This window comes from Neisseria iguanae (assembly GCF_003013245.1).
Classification (GTDB): Bacteria; Pseudomonadota; Gammaproteobacteria; order Burkholderiales; family Neisseriaceae; genus Neisseria; species Neisseria iguanae.
In genome coordinates, this window is record NZ_PXYY01000056.1 from 1 (window position 1) to 17,148 (window position 17,148).

Below are 17,148 nucleotides of genomic sequence, written 5' to 3' on the forward strand. Positions count from 1 at the left end.
GCCGGTGTGGCCGGGTTTGAATGTACGGACGGCAAACCGTACCTGCCGCCGATATTGTGTCCAACCGCGGGATTGCGGCCTGTTCTTCGGGTCGCAGACCGGACGGTAAAATGCTCGTGCAAATGCCTGATAAGGCAAAGGGGCAGCCTCGCTGACCGGGGGGGTACTTTATCGGACGGGAGGTTATCAGGCGGAACCGGCTGGGAAAGATATAGCTGTTTGACTTAAAAATGAGTACGGATTCCCCCATGCCGTCTGAAACCTGAAACCCGTCATTCCTGTGCAGACGGGAATCCGGAACGTTGGTTTCCAGTAATTTTTTACAGGTTTCTGTACCGGCAGAACCGGATTCCCGCTTACACGGGAATGACGGCATTTGGCGGTTTCTGTGCCCGTTATTTAGTAAAACAGCCATCATTGCCGGAGCAATGCGCCGATAGGGCTTTTCCGGCACATTGAAAACGGAAAGCTTCGATGAAGACGGTGCGCTGCCGGCAACGATCATAAATGATTACATACTGCAATCATGAACGCTTGAGTCTGGACTTAAAAAAGCTGAGCCCCGTTGCCTGCAGAACCCGGCTTGAAAAGGCTGTTTGAGAAACATTCTTAACTTGCCCAAGGGTTGGGGGGGGGGCAGTTTGAATCTTTAAACCTTCAGACGGCCTTTTTTCAATATCTAAACTAATTAAATTTTAGTGGCAAAATATTCTAAAGTGCGTACCAATTGGCAGGTGTAAGACATTTCATTATCGTACCAAGCCACGGTTTTCACCAATTGTTTGTCTCCGACGGTCATCACACGGGTTTGGGTTGCGTCAAACAACGAACCGAATTCAATACCCACCACATCAGACGATACGATTTCATCTTCAGTATAGCCGTAAGATTCACTGGCTGCCGCTTTCATTGCCGTATTGATTTCTTCTTTGGTCACATTGCGTTCCAATACGGAAACCAATTCGGTCAGAGAGCCGGTAGCTACCGGTACACGCTGGGCCGAACCGTCCAATTTGCCGTTCAATTCCGGAATCACCAAGCCGATGGCTTTGGCTGCACCGGTGCTGTTCGGCACGATATTGATGGCAGCGGCACGGGCACGGCGTTTGTCACCTTTGCGGTGTGGTGCGTCCAAGGTATTTTGGTCGCCGGTGTAGGCGTGAATGGTAGTCATCAGGCCCTCCACCACACCGAATTCTTTTTGCAGCACGGCAGCCATGGGCGCCAGGCAGTTGGTGGTGCAGGAAGCAGCGGAAATTACGGTTTCGCTGCCGTCCAATACCGATTCGTTCACACCGAATACCACGGTTTTCACGTCATTGCCGCCCGGCGCAGAAATCACTACTTTACGCGCACCGGCACGAATGTGTGCTTGGCATTTTTCATTGCTGGTAAAGAAACCGGTACATTCCAATACCACGTCCACTCCTAATTCACCCCAAGGCAATTCTTCAGGATTCGGATTGGCAAATACTTTGATTTCTTTGCTGTTGACCACAATTGTGTCGCCTTTCAATTCGGCAGCCCCTTGAAAACGGCCCTGGGTACTGTCGTATTTAAACAGGTGCAGCAACATATCAGCAGGGGTCAAATCGTTGACCGCCACCACTTCAATACCTTCAGCTTTAACAATCTGACGCAAAGCCAAACGACCGATGCGGCCGAAACCGTTAATCGCAACTTTAATGCTCATATATGTGTACTCCTATCATAGAAAGGGAAAATTTTAATGGTTTCATTGTACCGTGAAATAAAACTACTACCTACGATTACATTTCATTACTTTAAAAGTGTTTGATTTAAATAAAGAAACCATCAAATATGACCGTTTGAAGAAAATCTTATTGACAAAACAGAACATAAAAGATGATACATTACAATAATTCAATCCTATTAAAATAAAAAGATGATTTGGATAATATTCTGATTTTACTGTGGATAATCAAATAAATCAATTTTAAAACAAGATGATATTATTTATGCTCCTTTGTACTTAACTTGACCCGGTTCAGCATCATAAAAATGGATAATCAAATGGCAGTATTCCAAATCTGTGGATAACTGCATCTTTACTCCGCCTGCTGTCCGTTATTTTCAGACAGCCTGGGAGATTTAATGAAATCATAAGTAAATACTATTAAAAATGATGGCTGGTTGATTCATTTTTATCGTATTATCAGCATATTGAATATCGGAGAGCCATTATGTTGCAAAGAACGCTTGCCAAATCCATCAGTGTCACCGGCGTCGGCCTGCATTCGGGCGAACGTGTTGCGTTGACTTTGCATCCTACACCGGAAAACAGCGGTATTTCGTTCCGCCGTACTGATTTGAGCGGCGAACAGGGCGAAATCATCAAACTCACGCCTTACCTAATCAACGATACCCGCCTGTCTTCCACCGTCGTCACTGAAAACGGCGTGCGCGTCGGTACCATCGAACACATCATGTCTGCGCTGTCAGCCTACGGTGTGGATAATACCTTAATCGAACTCAATGCGCCTGAAATTCCGATTATGGATGGCTCGAGCCTGCCTTTTATCTATCTTTTGCAAGATGCCGGAATTGTTGATCAAAAAGCACAAAAACGTTTCCTGCGCATTTTAAAACCGGTAGAAGTGAAAGAAACCGGCAAATGGGTGCGTTTCAGCCCTTACGACGGCTTTAAAGTCGCGTTAACCATCGAATTCGACCATCCCGTGTTTAACCGCAGCACCCCGACTTTTGAAATCGATTTCGCCGGTAAATCGTATGTGGATGAAATCGCCCGCGCCCGAACCTTTGGCTTTATGGAGGAAGTCGAACTCATGCGCGCTCACAATCTCGGCTTGGGCGGCAACCTGACCAATGCCATCGTGATTGACGATGTGGATATCTTAAATCCCGAAGGTTTACGCTATCCTGATGAATTCGTGCGTCACAAAATCCTCGATGCCATCGGCGATTTGTATATCATCGGCCATCCGATTATCGGCGCATTCGAAGGCTACAAATCCGGCCATGCCATCAACAATGCCTTACTGCGCACGATTTTAGCCGATGAAGACAACTATGAATGGATAGAATTCAGCCACGAAGATGATTTGCCGGGCGCATTCCATGAATTACCCAGCGCAGCTTGATTCATATTATGAATAAAAAAAGCCGTCTGAACGGATGTTATAGAAATCTTGAATTTCGTTTTAACACCATTCAGACGGCCTTTTCCTGGCTACTAAAATATCTTCTGACAAATATAATCTTACCCCCTCTTCCCAAGCCCGGAGGGCATCGGGTTTTGGTCTTTAATTCAGTGAATTTCCCCTCTATAGCTGTTTTACTAAATAACGGGCACAGAAATATCCAAATGCCGTCATTCCCGCCTGCGCGGGAATGACGGCTTTAGCGGTATTGGTTCTGCGCTGTGGATGATGATGCAGGTAAAACAGGAAGTTGTCCGTTCGGAATGGATTCAGGAGATTAATCAGGCTGTGGATAACGGAAGGTTGGGCCGCTGTAGTGACGGTGGAATTTGTGCGAATGTGAAAGGGAAATTCATCAGGTTAGATAAATGAAGAACTGCTGTAAAAACGGCAGGCAAAGATATAAATGTCCCCTGTGTAACACGTATCTCCCCACCCCAAAACCCGCATCCCCCGGGCTGCCCGCATACGGATACACCCACGGCAGGCAGACCTGTCCGCAACCGGCGCAGCGTCACCACCGCAACGGGAAAACCATCCGCCGTAAAACCAAACAGGCCCTTTCAAAGCCCATTCAGTCGGAAAAGACTGCCGCCAATACCATCCTTCGGCCGCAGGTTCGGTGTCATGGTATTTCTGAACCGGCTATTGCCGTTTGACTTAAAAATGAGTACAAGTTTTTCCCATGCCGTCTGAAACCCGAAATCCGTCAGCGGCAGAAACACCTTCTGCCGTTTTTCCGGCGCTTTCTACTGACGGTCTACCCGCTCGGTGATTGCCGAAAATTCACCGCAAAGCTTTTCCACATCCGATCCGAATACTTCCAACGGCCTGGCTACCGCTTCAGATACTTTGGACGCAGCCAATTCTTTAATATTGAGTGCCGTATTTTTCAGAGAGTGCTCCGCCTCATCCAGCGCTGTTTTCGATTTCCACTGTTCCGTGCTGATTGTTTTCTACCATTGTTCGGTTTTTCCCTGCAACAAAAGAATTTTTTTATCAAATTGTCGATTTTACTGTCTCTGTCCATTTACCCTGTCCTCTTTTAAAGCGTCCCGCCCAAACTGTTTGGCCTGCTCCAAATCCAACATACTTTCGAGAACCAAACTGCTTTCAAGGTTGTCTGAAAGCAGAGCGGCAAAAGCATAATCAATAAATTCTTCATTCAGATGCCCCGGGATTGAGCAGCTGCGAAAGATCGAGCGCCCGGCCGAGCAGAAAAGCCGGTTGCAGATGGTTGCCGTAAGACATATTGTTGGGGTCTTTATCGATTTCCTCACGAATTTTGCGGTACATCCCTTTAGAATCGTCAACATTTTGTTTCAGTTTGTGCAAACCGCCCCGCATATACCCAACATCGCCGCGATAGTCTTCAATCATATTTTTATTGTCGTCGCCCAGCCGGCGGGCATTGCCGTAGGCAGGTTCCGATAAAATGGAACGGCTGCCGGTAAAATTGTTGGCAGAATGCGCCGACAACAATCTGCCTGCACCGATAAGTGCGTTCCAACACCATCAGCGCATCGGTTTTGGCATCCACAAAGTCTTTGACAGGTGGTTCCGTACAGCGGTGGGCGGCAATGATTTCACGGGTTTTGACATCATAAACCGTTTCCTGATAGCCTGTCTTTGCGCTGCTGTGAACCGCCAAAACCTTATACTGATGGCCACCGATGGAAATGGTTTCATCACCGGGAACTCTCTCTTTATAAGCATCTGCGGCGAGGTCTGCATACTACTGCCGGTGTAATTCCGCCATATCAAAGCTCCTCTGCCGTCAGGGTAATGGAGAACAGATCTTTTTGCAGGGCTGTCCCATAATCAGTAATGGCATTTTCGCCGAAATCAGAAATATCATGATTTTCAATTGGCGAACCGTCAACATTTCTATAATATGGATAGCCTCTTTTCTGATAATACTTAGTCAATGTTTTTTGCGCCAATAAGGTCTGCATCATATCACTGACATTAAACCCCGTTTCCTCCGCTTTCCCTGTTGCCTTAAACAAGGTACCGAACCCCATTACTTTCCAACGGCAGATGCCTTCTCCGAAATAATCCTCATCCTCCATCGCGTCCAGATAGACCACAACTTCATATTCGTCATTTCCTGTCTGCCGGATCGGCAGTGTCAGCTGTTTTTCCGGATGGGCTGTTGCCCCTAATCACCTTACCGGTTATCAGATAGGAACAATTTTCTGCTTTATAACCCACACTCATATCATGAACTAATTTCAACGGTCCCGGTGCATCATTGACTTGAATCTTAAATGCGGCAGGCTTCTTTCGGATGCGGATTCTCTTTGAAACGCTGTTCCGTCTGTTGTTGGATACTCATCGTGTTCTCCGTTCCGCCGCAGGAAGTCAGTCCGGCGGCGGTTATAAGGGGGATAAATGCTTTCATCACAATCCTTTGTTTGGCGGACGAATATTCAGGCTGTCTGAAAAAGACAAACGTTCCGGCTGCTGTCGTTTTTTGTATACTGAGAAAATTTTCAAACTGCCTGAATCCTATAATCAGACCATCAATCCCCCATCACTTTTCCTTCCCTGCGCGGGTCGGCACCGCCTTGCAAACCGTCTTTGCCGATGACAATCCCCTGCACGCCCGAATTTAAATCGCGCACCTGCACTTTATAGCCCAGTTTTTCCAGTTGCGGCGTGCGGGCAGTGGCAGAGGTGTCTTGTTCGATTTCATATACGCTGCCGCGGTTGAGCATGTTCGGCAGGGAAATGGCCGTTTGAATGTCCATGCCCCAGTCGATGTGGGCAACCAACGTTTTGGCCACATAACCGATAATGCGGCTCCCGCCCGGTGAACCGACCGCCATGTAAGGCCTGCCGTTTTTCATCACAATGGTCGGCGTCATAGAAGAGCGCGGACGTTTGCCACTGGCCACACTGTTGGCCACTACTTTGCCCTCGGCATTGCCCGGATTGAAGGCGAAGTCGGTCAATTCGTTGTTCAGCAGATAGCCGTTGGCCATCAAGGTAGAACCGAATGCGTTTTCAATCGATGTGGTCATGGATACCACGTTGCCTTCTTTATCCACAACTACAATGTGGCTGGTTGAAGGCAGTTCGACCGGTTTGCCAGCTGCGAATTGGTTGCTCAATTTACCGGCATTGATTTGCGGCAGGGCTTTGTCGGTGGCGCGGATTTCTCGGGCGCGGCCATTCAGATAAGACTTGCTGATCATGGCTTTGGTCGGTACGGTCACAAAATCCGGATCGGCCACATAGTAATCGCGGTCGGCAAAGGCCACGCGTGAGGCATCGCCGATCCAGCGCCAGCTGTGGATATTTTCCGCGCCCAGCGTTTTCATGTCTTGCGTCTGCAAAATGCCTAAAATCTGGCCTAGAGCAATGCCGCCCGAACTTGGCGCACCCATACCGCACACTTCGTATTCACGATACGGCGCACATACCGGTGTGCGCTCGATAACACGGTAGTTTTTAAAGTCCGCCAGCGTGATTTTACCCGGATTGTCTGTTGCTCCGGTGATGGTGTTCACCATATTTTGCGCCGGTTTGCCTTTGTAAAACGGTGCGCTGCCCTGTGTAGCCAATAACTTTACCGACCGGGCAAATTCAGGGTTTTTCAACACCGTACCGGCAGCTAACGGTGTGCCATTAGGCAAAAAGTAAGCGGCAGTTTGCGGATAACGCTGCAGCGATTCTTTGTTTTGTTTGATGGATTGCGACATGCGCGGCGACACGGCAAAACCTTGCTCGGCCAACTGAACCGGCTTGTCAAACAGACTTTGCCACGGCAATTTGCCGTATCGCTTATGGGTATCTTCCAACAGCTTCGGAATGCCCGGCACGCCGACCGAACGACCGCCAACCACGGCTTTCATAAAAGCCAGCGGTTTGCCGTTTTCATCCAAGAATAATTCCGGTGTGGCCGATTTCGGTGCAGTTTCTCGCGCATCGAAGGTGGTGAGTTTTTTGGCTTTATTGTCCCAATACACCAAAAACGCGCCGCCGCCCAAGCCGGAAGATTGCGGCTCGGTCAGGCTCAAAGTGGTTTGCATAGCAATCATTGCGTCAATCGCACTGCCGCCGCGTTTCAAAATTTCATAACCGGCTTCGGTCGCCAACGGATTGGCGGAAGCCGCCATAAATTTTTTGGCATGTACCAATTTCTGCTCAGTCAAACCCGTGCCTTGTTCCGGCGCGTGGGTGTCAGCCGAAACAACCGGTAGCTTCGGTTCGGAAGATTGCGCGCAGGCGGCCAAGACCAAAGTAGCCAGAATGTTTAATGTCCAAGTTGATTTCATTCAATGCTCCTCATTTAATGTTTCAGACGGCCCGATTAGCCGTCGGCGGGAATACAACCGCTGAATAGACCAACTATATCCGAAAGTGTTGGGGTTTTCCAAGAATAAGTTGGCATAAGCCTGTCAGTAAGCCACCATTTATTCACAAACCGTCTGAAAACCAAAAAATTATCCACATTCGTCAACATTCCGCAAGCTGTTTTATCCCTACAGTTTGTTCCAAGATAAGTTTTTGAAAAATAGAAAGGATAAAAGTTATACACAAGCTTGTTGCCTGCTCATAATCATAATCTTTTTATATTTTATATTTTAATTATTGTTTCTGTTTACGGCATTGCCGCTAAGAAAAAGTGTTAAACTATCTTTTCAAAAAATTAAAGAGTTAAGGATTGTTAAATCACTGTAAATAAGGTAGAGTAATACCTGATAAATTAATAATGGAGCTTCCCTCAATGAAAGGTGACATCGGTGTCATTGGTTTGGCTGTCATGGGGCAAAACCTGATTTTGAACATGAACGACCATGGTTTTAAAGTGGTAGCATTCAACCGCACCACCAGTAAAGTAGATGATTTTTTAAACGGTGCAGCCAAAGGTACTGAAATTATCGGTGCTTATTCTTTACAAGATTTGGTCAATAAATTAGAAAAACCGAGAAAAATCATGATGATGGTGCGTGCAGGTACAGTGGTAGATGATTTTATCGAACAATTGGTGCCTTTATTGGATCAAGGTGACATCATTATTGATGGCGGCAACGCCAATTATCCCGACTCTACCCGCCGCACGCACGAGCTGGCGGCCAAAGGTATCCGTTTCATCGGTGCAGGTGTATCGGGCGGTGAAGAAGGAGCGCGCAACGGCCCTTCCATCATGCCGGGCGGCCATGAAAGCGCATGGACGGAAGTGAAACCGATTTTCCAAGCCATCGCCGCGAAAACACCTGAAGGTGAGCCATGCTGTGATTGGGTTGGTCGTGATGGTGCCGGTCACTTTGTGAAAATGGTGCACAACGGCATCGAGTACGGCGACATGCAGTTGATTTGCGAAGCCTACCAATTCATGAAAGACGGCTTAGGTTTGTCTTATAACGAAATGCACGACATTTTCAGCGCGTGGAACCAAACCGAGCTGGATTCATATCTGGTTGAAATAACAGCGGATATTCTAGGCTATAAAGATGAAAACGGTGAACCTCTGGTTGAAAAAATTCTGGATACTGCCGGTCAAAAAGGTACCGGTAAATGGACTGGCATTAACGCTTTGGATTTGGGTATTCCGTTGACACTGATTTCCGAAGCAGTATTCGCCCGCTGCGTGTCGGCATTTAAAGAACAACGCGTCCGAGCCGGTGCATTGTTCGGCAAAACCATTACCCCTATCGGCGGTGGCAAAACCGAATGGGTCGATGCCTTGCGCCAAGCCTTACTGGCTTCGAAAATCATTTCTTATGCACAAGGCTTTATGTTGATTCGCGAAGCCAGTGAAACCAATCATTGGGGTTTGAACTACGGCAACACTGCTTTGCTGTGGCGTGAAGGTTGCATTATCCGCAGCGCATTCTTGGGCAATATCCGGGATGCCTACGAAACCAATCCCGATTTGGTGTTCTTGGGTTCGGATCCGTACTTTAAAGGCGTCTTGGAAAGCTGTCTGCCGGCATGGCGCAAAGTGGTAGCTAAAGCCATTGAAAGCGGTATTGCCATGCCGTGTATGGCTTCAGCCATTACCTTCTTGGACGGCTACACCACCGAACGTTTACCGGCCAATCTGCTGCAGGCGCAGCGTGATTACTTCGGTGCACACACTTATGAGCGTACTGACCGTCCGCGCGGTGAGTTTTTCCACACCAACTGGACCGGCACCGGCGGTGATACCGCGTCAACCACTTACGATATTTAGTCCCTTGCAGATAATTGAAAAGTTGCATAAGCTGATCCGTATCGGCGTGTTACTTATTTAAGACAGGCCGTCTGAAACACGAAAGTATTTCAGACGGCCTTTATTATTGGTATTGTTATAAATTTTTCCACATTAAATATAAAAGTCAATAGATAAAATTATAAAGCTATCATTTTGAATAATCAGTAAAAAATAAAAGGTCGTCTGAAACATTCAGACGGCCTTTTGATATTATTCACAAAATTATCCACAAAATTTCAAGATGTGTTTTACGGTTCAGACAACCTTTTCCGTATAAAAGCCAAGCAGAACGCGGTTTGATTCATGTGGATAATTAGGTCAAGTTTACACCAGATTCTGTGGTTGCCCTTTGACAAACTTATCCACATTATCCAGCAGGATATCAAACAGACGGTTGATGGCTTCGCGGCTTGCCCAAGCTATATGCGGTGTGGCAATCAGATTTGGTAAACGCGCTTTGAGCAAAGGATTGCCGTTACGCGGCGGCTCTTCGGTCAACACGTCGAACCCTGCTCCGCCGATTCGGCCGTATTTCAATGCCGTTACCAAGGCTGTTTCGTCGACCAGGCCGCCGCGTCCGCAGTTAATCAGAATTGCCCCGGCCTTCATTTGTTTCAGTTCGGTTTCGCCAATCATATTGGCGGTGTGTTCGGTTAAGGGACAATGCAGAGAAACTACATCGGCCGTCTGAACCGCTTCATCAAACGAGACATAACCTTCGCGCACTGTTTCGGCATGTTTGTGTTCGCCGAAAACCACGTTCATATTGAAGGCTTCGGCATAATGCGCCAAAGTTTGACCGATGTTGCCTCTCCCGAAAATCGCCAGTGTTTTGCCGTTTAAATCGCGCATCGGCGCACCGTAATGACAGAAAAACGGCGATTGTTCCCATAAACCGGCGTCTACATCGCGTTGATAGGCAGGCAGGTTGCGTATCAAGGCAATCATCAGCATAAAGGCGTGTTCTGCCACCGATTCGTTGCCGTAAGCGCGCACATTGGACACCGCCACACCGGCTTGTTTGGCCGCTGAAATATCGACATTGTTCACACCGGTGGCGGCCACAGCAATCAGCTTGAGCTGTGGATTTTGCGCGATAGCTTCAGCAGACACCACTACTTTGTTGGTCATCACGATGTCGGCACCGTCAATACGCGTTAAAGCTTCATGCGGCTCGGTGGCATCATAGCAAATCAATTCATGTGGAAAATCAAAGGTAATGTTGCGTTCTGGCAGCGTGGCGCGGTCGAGCATGACGATTTTGAGCAGTTTCATATAATTTCCTTATTATAAAAGTAATAACTATTTATTTTACCTATAATTAAATAGAATACCTAACTATACGCATGATTTCCGAATCGTTATTATTCATTTTTTAGGGTGCGCCCTCATTTTGTCTGTGCTGCATATTTTCGAGTAGAAAAGTGCATATACCAGGCAATACTTAAAGAGAGAGAACAGTTTTACACGCCGCGCCAATCAAACCGGTCGGCACGGCGAGGTGGGTATATTGCGTGCATTTTTTTCAACGCAGCAGGTGTGCTTTTATGCCGGAAAGCGGCCGTATGATGAAATGAGGACATGCCCTGATAATCATAGGTCGGGTTTCAGACGGCCTTGGAGGACAATATTATGATTAAAACCATTACCTTTGCAATGTTCCATTTCGGCACGGCCTTCAGTGTCGCGTATATCCTGACCGGCAGTATCGGCATTTCCAACGCGGTGGCACTGACTGAGCCGATGGTAAATATCATGGTGTTTATTTCCATGAAAAAGCTTGGAACCGCTATGAGTGTAAAAAAGCAAGAGATGTTGTTACCGAGGCATCAGTGTATTGATGTCGATGTGCGGAAAATGTGTTAAGCCAAACTCTCCCCTATCCAACGCAATGAAGGAAACAGCATGAGCTTGATTATTGAAGACATCAAAGTCGGCAGCGGCAAAGAAACCGTCAAAGGCAAAGAGATTACCGTACATTACACCGGTTGGCTGGAAAACGGTACCAAATTTGATTCCAGCATCGACCGTGGCAAGCCTTTGACCATTGTTTTGGGTGTCGGTCAAGTGATTCGGGGCTGGGACGAAGGTTTTGGTGGGATGAAAGAAAACGGTAAACGCAAATTAACCATTCCTCCTGAAAAGGGTTACGGCGTGCGTGGTGCAGGTGGTGTGATTCCGCCGCATGCTACGTTGATTTTTGAAGTGGAGCTTTTAAAAGTACACGGATAAATAGTTATTTATAAAATAAAAGGCCGTTTGAAAAAGGTAGGTTGCCTTTTTCAGACAGCCTTTTTTATTTTTATATGAATAAAATTAAGACATAAACATATTATGATATTGAATTTAAAAGTTAAAATTATCAAATTTTATGAACTTTTATAAACAGGAAACTTCTTATAAAAACCGTATCATTTTGATACTGTGTTTCAAAATCATAAAGAAAGAAGGAAATTTCTATGAAAAAACTTGTTGCTTTATTGACTGCTGTTACTTTGTCGGCAACCGTATTGGCAGCCCAGGCAGAAAAAGAAGCCGAAACTACTGCGGTCGAAGTTCAAACCAGACAAGCTTCTGCGCCTGTTGTATTTGAAGAAGTTGTGGAGGAGAACACCGCTGCTTCCGATGTGGCTGCCAGCGCGGCCAGTGTCCCACAATAATCTTTGACAGATTAGCTGTATGTGACAAAGGCTGTCTGAACGTTTCAGACGGCCTTTGTCATTATACGAATCCGTCAATCAGGGATGTCGGGGGGTTAAATGTCCGGCCAACAGGTTTAGGGCAAAGCCAACCGCTTGGCGGCGCACGTTTTCTCTGCCGCCTTCAAACAAAGCCGAACATTCGATATGTTCCACAGGCGTAGCCAAGCCGAACCATACCGTGCCGACAGGTTTATCCTTACTGCCGCCGTTAGGCCCTGCAATGCCGGAAATACTCAGCGCATAATCGGCCTGCGCTACTGCTTTTGCACCGCGTGCCATTTCATATACTGTTTCCCGGCTGACCGCGCCGTGTTTCAATAACGTGTCGGCTATCACGCCCAAGGTGTTTTGTTTGGCTTGGTTGCTGTAGGTCACGAAGCTTTGATGAAACCATTGCGAGCTGCCGGAAACGCCGGTAAACGCCGCCGACAATAAGCCGCCGGTACAGGATTCCGCGCTGGTGACGGTTTGACGGTGTTTGGATAAATGTTGTGCGATGGTTTGAAGTGCCGTCATGAAGGGTTCCTTTCAGGAATAACGGATTATAGATTTATGATAACAGCCTGGTTTTACAAAGGTCTCTGGCTGTCTGAAAAGAAAGATTGTATGCTGTTTCGAAAATGAAACGCAAACATGCCAGTTACCGTGATTTCACCCTATTTCAGACGGCCTGAAAAAACAGCCTGCGTTATCCACAGGCTGTCTGAAACATTTTATTATGGGGCTCAGGAATCAAATCTAATCCAAAGGCATATTCCGTGACATTTCCAACAAAATTACATACAGGTCATCATGTCTGTGATTAAAGCGGAAACCCGTTTCTTCCAGGTGCCAATAAAACGTCCGTCCGGATACGCCGTTAAATTCAACCGTCCTGTTTTTTGCATAAGCCCAAAATGACCCCATTCCGCTGATATGCCGAACCCCTCCGGCAAACTCGTTACCTGCGTGACGGACACGGAAGTGTTTTTCACAGCCCATATCAACCAGAACCACGCCGGCCACCGTTTGATAGGGAGATGGCCCCGGATAACCTTTTGCAGCATGGCTTTTGAAGCACCGGGACGCTTCAATATGCCCAATACGGTGGTTTTTCCACCGGCTCCCCAAGCCTGTTTGCCACAGATGCGTCTGGCACCGGAATTCTGAAAATGGGGTTTGCTTCCCACATTCGTCAGCAATACGGTGCCGCAGTTTGGGGAACGGGTTGTTGGCACTTCGGACACTGGCTGCCGTTAATCCGGCTGTGTCGGAAGCAGTCAAACCTGAGGCAGAAAGGCGTAATATTTGCCGGAATTTCTGCCCGGAAAGTTTACCGGGCTTTGGGTACTTGTTTTTAATATAGATATCAGAAGCTTACCATAAAGTTTTATGAGTTTGCTTCCTAAGCCCCTTATTTTTTCGCTTTAAAGCCGAGCAAATGCTGCGTGGTGGCGAGCCATGCGCCGAATACGCCCAGCGCAACCACAAATCCCAATACAAGCATGATTTCGCTGCCATTGAAGAAACGCCAGCCGATGTTGAGGCCGTAGGGTTTGAAAATCGAATCAGCCATCGGCCGCACGGTATTGAGCAGCCATGCGCACAAGCCCAAGCTTACGGCGGCGGAAAACAGGCTCTGCCATACGGCTTGATACAGAAACGGGCGGCGGATAAACGAAGCGGGCGCACCCAAAAGTTTGGTGATTTCAATTTCCTCCTTGCGGCTTAATATTTGCAGGCGGATGGTGTTGTGTGCCACCAAGATAAACGCCATGCTCAGGGTAATCGCTAAAAACCACAAAATTTTGTGGATAAACTCATTGATTTGATACAGGGTATGCACCCATTCTGTATCCATTGTGGCTGATTCCACCATCGGCAGCTTGACTAAATCCTTATAAATCGTCTGCATTTTCGCCGGAGAAGAATCAGCATCAGGCGTGACGATAAACACATCGGGCAGAGGATTTTTATCCAGCATCGACACCAGGTTTTGATCCAGATTCGCTTGCAATTCTTCCAAGCCGTCTTGCTTACTGATAAAACGGACGGTATCTAAACGCGTATCTCGCTGCAAAAGATTCTGCACCGTATCCGTGTCGGCTTTGGCCGCGTCGGTTTCCATATACACAGTAATCTGCGGCGATTCGTTTAATTTGCCCAAAATGCTCTGCCCGCTTTGCACACCCAGATAGAGAAACAGCGGCAGAGTCATGGCAATCGCCAGCATGAGCAAAGTTAATAAGGTGCCGACAGGCTGGCGGATTAGTTGTTTAAGCGCGGCGTGTGCCGATTCGACGTGCAGCGAAACATAATGAATCAAACTCATGCCAAACGTCCTTTCTGCAGGCGGATGACGCGGTGGCCGTAATCCGCCATCAGTGTTTCATCGTGTGCCGCCACAATCACGGTAGTGCCTGCTTCGTGGAAAGTTTTGAATAATTCCATGATGTCGAGCGCGTAGGCGCGGTCGAGGCTGGCGGAAGGTTCGTCGGCAATCAGCAGGCTGGGCTGGTGTACTACCGCGCGCGCGATGCACAGGCGTTGCTGCTCGCCACCCGACAGTGAAACAGGCATATCTGACTCACGGCCTTTCAAACCGACTTTTTCAATCGCAATGCGCGCGCGTTCTTCCGCTTTGGCCGGTTGGTAGCCGATAATCCGTAAAGGCAAAATCACGTTTTGCAACACGTTGCGGTCGTAGAGGATTTTGTGGTCTTGGAACACAATGCCGATGTGTTGGCGCATAAAGCCGATTTGGTTGTCACCCAGTTCGCCCAAATCCTGTTTATTAAACCACACTCTGCCTTCGGTCGGTTTGGTAATGCCTGAAATCAGTTTCAGAATGGTCGATTTGCCCGAGCCGGAATGGCCGGCAATGAAAATCATCTCGCCTTTGTTGATTTGAAAGCTGACGTTTTTTAAGGCTTCAAAACCGCCGGGATAGGTTTTGGAAACTTGTTTGAAACGAATCATAACTCTTCCTGAAAAATGGTTTCAGACGGCCTGAAAATAAAGGAATTCAAAAAAATTATCCACAAAATTTCCCCTGTTTGATTAGAAGAAAAAGCTTGGACGCAGCCTAGCCTGAAGAATGTTGCCAAACCGTGTCGCAGGCCGCCTGAAAAATCGGATCTGCCCGATTATAAAGGCTTTGCGCCGTTTTAAACAATATTTGTTCAGCGCATTTTCCATCAGACGGCAAAACCGCTGCACAACCGGCAGCGGCAGGATGGATAAGGTTTGGGGATTTTATCCCGAAATTATCCACAGGTTGTTGTCAGGCTGGCAGCATATTGCAACAGCGGGATTTACCTGCTTTCGGCATTCTTGAATTCTTTCTTCTTTGTTTGTTGTTGTATGAACCACTTATAACACAAAATGACAGCGCCTGATATGCCAAACTGAAGAAGCGGCGGCAAGGTATATTATTTGCACTTGGCTTGGGCGGCTTTTAAAGCGGTGGACAGGCTTTTGGCGTTGACTTCGCCGGTGATGGTCTGTTTGAAACCGCATTTCGGCGCTTCAACCACGGTAAACGGCAATACGCCGACTTGGTTGCCGAACGATTTCATGAACTGTCGGCTGTCGGCACCACCATAACGCCAAATCGGATAGCTTACCGGCGTGGATTTCAGGAATTTTCCGATGTTTTCCGTTGAATCCAACGCAATACCGACCATATCGACGCTGCCTTTTTGCTGCGTTTTATACCATGCCGACATTTCCGGCATTTCCTTACGGCACGGACCGCACCACGTTGCCCATAAGTTCACCACGCGCACGGGGGCTTTGAGATTTTGCAGTGATTGCGGCGCAGAGCTGTTCCACAGCTGCAAGTCGACGGCGAAAGCGGCTGCAGATAAAAAAGTCATCGAAGCGAAAATCAGGGCGGATAATGTTTTCATGGTCGTAACCCGAATGATGGGATTATAAAATCCGTATTGTAAACCTTTCAGACGGCCGATGTTTTGGTTCAGGTCAAAATGTTGGATTTTTGCACAAAAATTAGATTTATTCACAATCGTTTGATAACATGGTTGAGTAAACCAACAATGAGGTTGATAATGAAACAATTTACCATAGGAATATTATTATGTCGTCTGAATGGACTTTGTATCACAACAACCGCTGCAGCAAATCGCGCGCCGCCTTGGCTTTGTTGGAATCGCGTGGGATTGAAGCCGAAACCGTCCACTATCTGGCTGCGCCGCCGGATTTGGCAACGTTAAAGGAAATATTCCGCAAACTCGATTTGGACGATGTACGCGGCATGATGCGCGTGAAAGACGATTTATACAAGGAATTAGGGTTGAATGCACCCGATTTTGATAATGATGCGCTGCTCGCCGCCATTGCCGAGCATCCTGCGCTGTTGGAACGGCCGATTTTGGTCGGCAACGAACGCGCTGCGATCGGCCGTCCGTTGGAAAACATCGAAGCCTTATTGGCGTAACTTAATTTAAGGGGCTGTATTGGATTAGCAGTTATGCTACCCTTTAAAAATTATGAGTATGTACGTACACATAGGGGAGGTACCAACGGTTCTGGAACAGACCACCGTAGGTAAGCACATATTCCCGTACATGCGGTACGCAATGGTGACACACCAGAAGATACTGCGTAGGGAGTACGCCCGTAATGGTGCGGTAGGTTTAGCTGCGTTGATGGCGTACCAGCTGCCTTTTGCGGTTCTGTTAGGTGCAGCCTTGAATGTTACTAAAGGGAAAAACCCCGAAGAGAACCTTGTGCAGAATGCAATCAAAACAATGACCTCTTTAGGGTACATCGGGCAGGGTATGAGTGTCGCCTTAGAAGGTGGTTTCAACAGCTCCAGTACCGCATTAGCCCCTATTAAGAGCTCTTTTCAACTAGGTAAACAAGTACTTTCTGAGGATGCAGATTTGTATACTGTGCTAAGGAATACACCTCTGGGAAGATAACAAACTGTAAATTATCAAAAAAGTACAAAAGAAACGCATTGAATTTTTTGTACCAGAAGTTACCGCCCGCGCAGCTGCCAATTTATTAGACATCCCCCCGATTCGGCAGCATTGTTTTACCGTAAAATCCGCCA

17 protein-coding genes and 3 pseudogenes are annotated in these 17,148 nt (G+C 47.4%); 8 read left to right on the plus strand and 12 right to left on the minus strand.

Translation table 11 applies throughout. The features are described from left to right. Both C7N83_RS15255 and gap read right to left on the minus strand, forming a co-directional pair. On the minus strand, positions 1-505 hold a 505-nt coding region (locus tag C7N83_RS15255), incomplete at its 3' end, for a hypothetical protein (protein ID WP_211296621.1). A gap of 183 nt (positions 506-688) precedes the next feature. Further along, positions 689-1,693 (minus strand): type I glyceraldehyde-3-phosphate dehydrogenase, encoded by a 1,005-nt coding sequence (gene gap / locus C7N83_RS08885; protein WP_106742104.1) that lies wholly within the window; start codon positions 1,691-1,693, stop codon positions 689-691. A 511-nt stretch (positions 1,694-2,204) separates the two neighbouring features. Here gap and lpxC point away from each other — a divergent pair. Next, the gene (lpxC, locus tag C7N83_RS08890) at positions 2,205-3,122 is read left to right on the plus strand and encodes a UDP-3-O-acyl-N-acetylglucosamine deacetylase (RefSeq protein WP_106742106.1); all 918 of its coding nucleotides are present in this window, start codon (positions 2,205-2,207) and stop codon (positions 3,120-3,122) included. 1,221 nt (positions 3,123-4,343) lie between these two features. Here lpxC and C7N83_RS08895 read toward each other — a convergent pair. From C7N83_RS08895 to ggt, 4 genes are all read right to left on the minus strand, one after another. Further along, a complete protein-coding gene (locus C7N83_RS08895) occupies positions 4,344-4,661 on the minus strand; it encodes a hypothetical protein (protein ID WP_106742108.1) in 318 nt (105 codons plus the stop codon). 281 nt (positions 4,662-4,942) lie between these two features. Then, positions 4,943-5,272 carry a hypothetical protein gene (locus C7N83_RS16085; RefSeq protein ID WP_245911180.1) on the minus strand — a complete coding sequence of 110 codons (330 nt, stop codon included), beginning with the start codon at positions 5,270-5,272 and terminating at the stop codon, positions 4,943-4,945. Positions 5,273-5,448: 176 nt separating this feature from the next. After that, a complete protein-coding gene (locus C7N83_RS16090) occupies positions 5,449-5,586 on the minus strand; it encodes a hypothetical protein (RefSeq protein ID WP_245911181.1) in 138 nt (45 codons plus the stop codon). Between the two features lie 121 nt (positions 5,587-5,707). Next, a complete protein-coding gene (gene ggt / locus C7N83_RS08910) occupies positions 5,708-7,465 on the minus strand; it encodes a gamma-glutamyltransferase (protein ID WP_106742111.1) in 1,758 nt (585 codons plus the stop codon). Positions 7,466-7,917: 452 nt separating this feature from the next. Here ggt and gnd point away from each other — a divergent pair, with 452 nt between their 5' ends. Further along, positions 7,918-9,366: a decarboxylating NADP(+)-dependent phosphogluconate dehydrogenase gene (gene gnd, locus C7N83_RS08915; RefSeq protein ID WP_106742113.1), complete on the plus strand. Its 1,449-nt coding sequence runs from the start codon at positions 7,918-7,920 to the stop codon at positions 9,364-9,366. Positions 9,367-9,711: 345 nt separating this feature from the next. Here the strand turns inward: gnd and C7N83_RS08920 are convergent, their stop codons facing one another. Beyond that, positions 9,712-10,662 carry a D-2-hydroxyacid dehydrogenase gene (locus C7N83_RS08920; protein WP_106742115.1) on the minus strand — a complete coding sequence of 317 codons (951 nt, stop codon included), beginning with the start codon at positions 10,660-10,662 and terminating at the stop codon, positions 9,712-9,714. Between the two features lie 357 nt (positions 10,663-11,019). On the opposite strand from C7N83_RS08920, the pseudogene C7N83_RS08925 reads away from it, so the two are divergent. The 3 genes and pseudogenes from C7N83_RS08925 (at position 11,020) to C7N83_RS08935 (ending at position 12,047) form a co-directional block, all read left to right on the plus strand. After that, a pseudogene (locus C7N83_RS08925) lies at positions 11,020-11,228 on the plus strand (DUF2061 domain-containing protein). Between the two features lie 64 nt (positions 11,229-11,292). After that, positions 11,293-11,619 (plus strand): FKBP-type peptidyl-prolyl cis-trans isomerase, encoded by a 327-nt coding sequence (locus tag C7N83_RS08930; protein ID WP_106742117.1) that lies wholly within the window; start codon positions 11,293-11,295, stop codon positions 11,617-11,619. Positions 11,620-11,846: 227 nt separating this feature from the next. Beyond that, entirely contained in the window at positions 11,847-12,047 is a 201-nt protein-coding gene (locus tag C7N83_RS08935) for a hypothetical protein (RefSeq protein WP_106742118.1), read from the plus strand. A gap of 78 nt (positions 12,048-12,125) precedes the next feature. On the opposite strand, the gene C7N83_RS08940 is transcribed toward C7N83_RS08935, so the two are convergent. The 5 genes and pseudogenes from C7N83_RS08940 to C7N83_RS08965 all read right to left on the minus strand — a co-directional run bounded on the left by C7N83_RS08940 (position 12,126) and on the right by C7N83_RS08965 (position 15,979). Continuing rightward, positions 12,126-12,605: a CinA family protein gene (locus C7N83_RS08940; RefSeq protein ID WP_106742120.1), complete on the minus strand. Its 480-nt coding sequence runs from the start codon at positions 12,603-12,605 to the stop codon at positions 12,126-12,128. Between the two features lie 222 nt (positions 12,606-12,827). After that, positions 12,828-13,436, minus strand: a pseudogene (locus C7N83_RS08945) (IS1595 family transposase). A 46-nt stretch (positions 13,437-13,482) separates the two neighbouring features. After that, the gene (gene ftsX, locus C7N83_RS08950; RefSeq protein WP_106742121.1) at positions 13,483-14,400 is read right to left on the minus strand and encodes a permease-like cell division protein FtsX; all 918 of its coding nucleotides are present in this window, start codon (positions 14,398-14,400) and stop codon (positions 13,483-13,485) included. Next, entirely contained in the window at positions 14,397-15,047 is a 651-nt protein-coding gene (locus C7N83_RS08955; RefSeq protein WP_106742123.1) for a cell division ATP-binding protein FtsE, read from the minus strand. The genes ftsX and C7N83_RS08955 overlap by 4 nt, the downstream gene beginning before the upstream one ends. A gap of 452 nt (positions 15,048-15,499) precedes the next feature. After that, positions 15,500-15,979 (minus strand): TlpA disulfide reductase family protein, encoded by a 480-nt coding sequence (locus C7N83_RS08965; RefSeq protein WP_106742129.1) that lies wholly within the window; start codon positions 15,977-15,979, stop codon positions 15,500-15,502. Between the two features lie 188 nt (positions 15,980-16,167). On the opposite strand from C7N83_RS08965, the gene arsC reads away from it, so the two are divergent. From arsC to C7N83_RS08980, 3 genes and pseudogenes are all read left to right on the plus strand, one after another. Next, positions 16,168-16,527: an arsenate reductase (glutaredoxin) gene (arsC, locus tag C7N83_RS08970; protein WP_106742126.1), complete on the plus strand. Its 360-nt coding sequence runs from the start codon at positions 16,168-16,170 to the stop codon at positions 16,525-16,527. Between the two features lie 142 nt (positions 16,528-16,669). Continuing rightward, on the plus strand, positions 16,670-17,014 hold the full coding sequence (locus tag C7N83_RS08975; RefSeq protein WP_146135123.1) for a hypothetical protein: 345 nt from the start codon (positions 16,670-16,672) through the stop codon (positions 17,012-17,014). Beyond that, positions 17,011-17,148, plus strand: a pseudogene (locus tag C7N83_RS08980) (IS1595 family transposase); the annotation flags it as partial. The gene C7N83_RS08975 and the pseudogene C7N83_RS08980, both read left to right, overlap by 4 nt.

Excerpts from the sequence above, each read along its gene's own strand:
- gap (WP_106742104.1), bottom strand. The coding sequence starts at position 1,693 with ATGAGCATTAAAGTTGCGATTAACGGTTTCGGCCGCATCGGTCGTTTG.
- lpxC (WP_106742106.1), top strand. The coding sequence starts at position 2,205 with ATGTTGCAAAGAACGCTTGCCAAATCCATCAGTGTCACCGGCGTCGGC.
- C7N83_RS16090 (WP_245911181.1), bottom strand. The coding sequence starts at position 5,586 with ATGAAAGCATTTATCCCCCTTATAACCGCCGCCGGACTGACTTCCTGC.
- ggt (WP_106742111.1), bottom strand. The coding sequence starts at position 7,465 with ATGAAATCAACTTGGACATTAAACATTCTGGCTACTTTGGTCTTGGCC.
- gnd (WP_106742113.1), top strand. The coding sequence starts at position 7,918 with ATGAAAGGTGACATCGGTGTCATTGGTTTGGCTGTCATGGGGCAAAAC.
- C7N83_RS08920 (WP_106742115.1), bottom strand. The coding sequence starts at position 10,662 with ATGAAACTGCTCAAAATCGTCATGCTCGACCGCGCCACGCTGCCAGAA.
- C7N83_RS08930 (WP_106742117.1), top strand. The coding sequence starts at position 11,293 with ATGAGCTTGATTATTGAAGACATCAAAGTCGGCAGCGGCAAAGAAACC.
- C7N83_RS08935 (WP_106742118.1), top strand. The coding sequence starts at position 11,847 with ATGAAAAAACTTGTTGCTTTATTGACTGCTGTTACTTTGTCGGCAACC.
- C7N83_RS08940 (WP_106742120.1), bottom strand. The coding sequence starts at position 12,605 with ATGACGGCACTTCAAACCATCGCACAACATTTATCCAAACACCGTCAA.
- ftsX (WP_106742121.1), bottom strand. The coding sequence starts at position 14,400 with ATGAGTTTGATTCATTATGTTTCGCTGCACGTCGAATCGGCACACGCC.
- C7N83_RS08955 (WP_106742123.1), bottom strand. The coding sequence starts at position 15,047 with ATGATTCGTTTCAAACAAGTTTCCAAAACCTATCCCGGCGGTTTTGAA.
- C7N83_RS08965 (WP_106742129.1), bottom strand. The coding sequence starts at position 15,979 with ATGAAAACATTATCCGCCCTGATTTTCGCTTCGATGACTTTTTTATCT.
- arsC (WP_106742126.1), top strand. The coding sequence starts at position 16,168 with ATGTCGTCTGAATGGACTTTGTATCACAACAACCGCTGCAGCAAATCG.
- C7N83_RS08975 (WP_146135123.1), top strand. The coding sequence starts at position 16,670 with ATGGTGACACACCAGAAGATACTGCGTAGGGAGTACGCCCGTAATGGT.